Origin of the sequence: Alkalibacterium iburiense (genome assembly GCF_039521845.1) — a bacterium.
In the GTDB taxonomy this organism is placed as follows: Bacteria; Bacillota; Bacilli; order Lactobacillales; family Carnobacteriaceae_A; genus Alkalibacterium; species Alkalibacterium iburiense.
Genome location: NZ_BAAACW010000160.1, coordinates 1 through 2,869, shown reverse-complemented (window position 1 = coordinate 2,869; position 2,869 = coordinate 1). Strand labels below are relative to the sequence as shown.

The 2,869-nt window shown below is 33.3% G+C and carries 3 protein-coding genes; all 3 read left to right on the top strand.

What is annotated here, in order from left to right; translation table 11 throughout:
• The coding region (locus tag ABDZ53_RS11885) for a gamma-glutamyl-gamma-aminobutyrate hydrolase family protein (RefSeq protein ID WP_343756805.1) at positions 1 to 562 on the top strand (562 nt) is incomplete at its 5' end.
• A 287-nt stretch (positions 563 to 849) separates the two neighbouring features.
• Positions 850 to 1,056 carry a hypothetical protein gene (locus tag ABDZ53_RS11880; protein ID WP_343756803.1) on the top strand — a complete coding sequence of 69 codons (207 nt, stop codon included), beginning with the start codon at positions 850 to 852 and terminating at the stop codon, positions 1,054 to 1,056.
• A gap of 376 nt (positions 1,057 to 1,432) precedes the next feature.
• Complete coding sequence (locus ABDZ53_RS11875) at positions 1,433 to 2,659, top strand: PDDEXK-like family protein (RefSeq protein ID WP_343756801.1); 1,227 nt, start codon at positions 1,433 to 1,435, stop codon at positions 2,657 to 2,659.
• Positions 2,660 to 2,869 lie beyond the last annotated feature (210 nt).

The window sequence follows — 2,869 nt, the reverse complement described above, 5'->3', positions numbered from 1 at the left end:
CCTTTTTTGTTTGTTCAAGCTTCTAAGATTTTCGTTGCAATACTATCTACTTTTATATTGCCATAAACAGGAAGTCACACATACGACTTCTCCTGATCGTGACAAGGCAGAAATGGCCTTAATTGAAGAGATGATGACAAGGAAAAAACCGATTTTAGGTGTGTGTCGAGGCATGCAATTACTGAATGTCGTTTTTGGTGGAACCTTGCATCAAGATTTGAGTGAAAGGGAAGGTACTTATGAAAAGCACGAACAAGATATTCCTGCCGACCAGACCATTCACCAGGTGAAGGTGGACCCGAATTCTTACCTGGGAACTATTTTACCAGAAGAACTGCCCGTCAATTCCCTGCACCATCAAATCATCAATGAGTTAGGTGAGGGTCTCCGAGCAACGGCTGTTTCAGAAGATGGGGTGATTGAAGCAGTAGAATCGGAAGATCCAAATCAAAATTTTATTGCCATACAGTGGCATCCGGAAAGTACTCATGCGGCTGACACTCATTCTTTAGTTTTGTTTGAGGACTTGGTTGAACGTGCGAGAAAGCATGCGCTGAACTAATTTAACTCAAACATTCATTAAATTAGAGAGTACTGTGGCTTATTATTGTTCCCAATTAACGTGGGTTATACTCACGAAATAGATGATGAGGGTAAAGGTACATTCTTACAATTAAAGAAGAAGCATGTACGATGGATGAATTTGATTTATGGATAAAGTCCACCCCAAATAATAGGCTTGCACATAATAAAGAGCTGCTTAAGGCGTTAAATCATATTGGGGAATAGTATATTTTATTGTTGAGAAGTAGTATAATATACTATACAAGAGAAAGGAGAGGTTGTCCTATGGCAAATATAAAGGTAAGAGTCAGAAATGAATATAATGTAAGTACTAACGAAACATTAGACATTAATAAGGTAATCAGAAATAAACGTTTTGGCAATAGAACGGCAACCGATCTTAGTCGCAAACGGCCACGTAACAAAAATGAAGAACGTACCCTCAGAAGGTGGGAAGCTGAGCGAGGCGGAGTAAAAATTGGAACCATTTAATTATATAATTATTGACGAAGAGCTCCGTTCAATCTGACGGTGCTTCTTTTTACTTTAATGAAGAAAAAATAAAGTGATATTAAATTGGTTAAGTATGTTGAATATCTTAGACAAATAAAATGAATTTATTTCAATACTCAAGTATGAATTAGAATCAAAGTCTGTTTATTAGACAGTTATTTTTATGAATAGTTAATAATGACCATTTACGACGCAACTAAAGCTCTAATGTTTTGTAGATGACTTTTGTCATCCATAGGTTAAAAGCTCTCCACAAATAAAGATATATAATCGATACGTAACACTATTAGAAGTCATTTTGCAAATAAAAAATAGATAATTGCCAATAATGTAGATTCAAGGAAGGAGACATACTATGTCAGATGCTGTATATGAAAAATTACAAGATTTAATAGAAAATATGGATAAAATACAAGAACAGCTACGGCCATGGACACAGGAAGCAAACATATTTAATATTCTAAAAATTTCGAATCAAGAAATTAGGCACAGTAATTTTTTAGCTTATTTATTTAATCCATCTGCTTCGCATGGTTTTAAAGATGCTTTTTTCAAAGAGTTTTTAATTAAATTCCATAAAACAAATAAACATTTCTTTCAGCAAGAATTAGAGATTAATGTATTTGATTTAATTTTAGGGGATTTTGATGATGTCTTCGTTTACAGGGAACTTCATAATATTGATTTATTATTGGTATCAGAAAAAAATAAACTGGTAGTTTGCATTGAAAACAAAATTGAAGCATCTGAATCTCCTCATCAGTTGAAAAAGTACGAGAATTATGTCGTCAACCATTATCCAGATTACGACAAGTTATTTATCTTCTTAAATACAGACGGTACAGCACCTTCCAGAGGAAGTTGGGGGACAATTACTTATACGGAAGTTATAGAAATTCTAAATAAAATAATAGCCGATTACGAATTAATTTCTAAAGTGGAAATTCTGATTATTGATTATATTAAGATGATAAGGAGAAATATTTTAATGGATGATGAATTAAGAAAAATATGTCGGAGAATTTACATTGAATACCAAGAAGCACTGGATTTAATATATGAAGTCAAACCTGATATTAATTCCACCATGCACGAGATTATTCTGGAAGTATTAACGGAATTAAAAGAAGAAAATAAAATAATATTTGAGGAACAGTATTCTTCAAAAACAATGTTGCGATTTCAAATAGAGGAGTTAGACAAAGTTTTTCCACAATTTCCTGATGGCATAAACAGTGGGTGGAAAGATCAGAAAAGCTATTTTGTAGAGGTGGGGAATAAGTCGGACTCCTTACGAGTATCGGTAGCGTTTAATTCCGGAAACAGCGATAGTATACGAAGGGATGTGAGTAAAAAATTGTCACTCATAAATCAAAGGAAAAAAAATACCAATTGGACTTGGTGGACAGTGGGTAGCTCACACCTTTTCCCAAACAGTAAAGATTATCTTGATAATTTATTGAACCATATAAATGAAAACGGTCATGAACAAGTCACTTTTGAAGTCAAGGAAAGTATTGAAGGTCATATTGAACGTATTAAAAAGTTGTTTGCACCATTGATTGAAGAAAACAAAAGTTAAACTGGATATAAAAAGCTCCGTAACTTTAGAGTTTGAAACATGATTTCTAACAGTAGTATGTAAAAGCTGTACACGAAAAGTTCAATAGAGATCACTAGTGTTGCATTAAAAATTTAACTATTCCATGGCATAAAAAAATCCTTTATACTAGTACTTGGATGACTTATCCAAGACCAATACAAAGGATCTACACATGGATAAGTATAATAC

Excerpts from the sequence above, each read along its gene's own strand:
- ABDZ53_RS11880 (WP_343756803.1), top strand. The coding sequence starts at position 850 with ATGGCAAATATAAAGGTAAGAGTCAGAAATGAATATAATGTAAGTACT.
- ABDZ53_RS11875 (WP_343756801.1), top strand. The coding sequence starts at position 1,433 with ATGTCAGATGCTGTATATGAAAAATTACAAGATTTAATAGAAAATATG.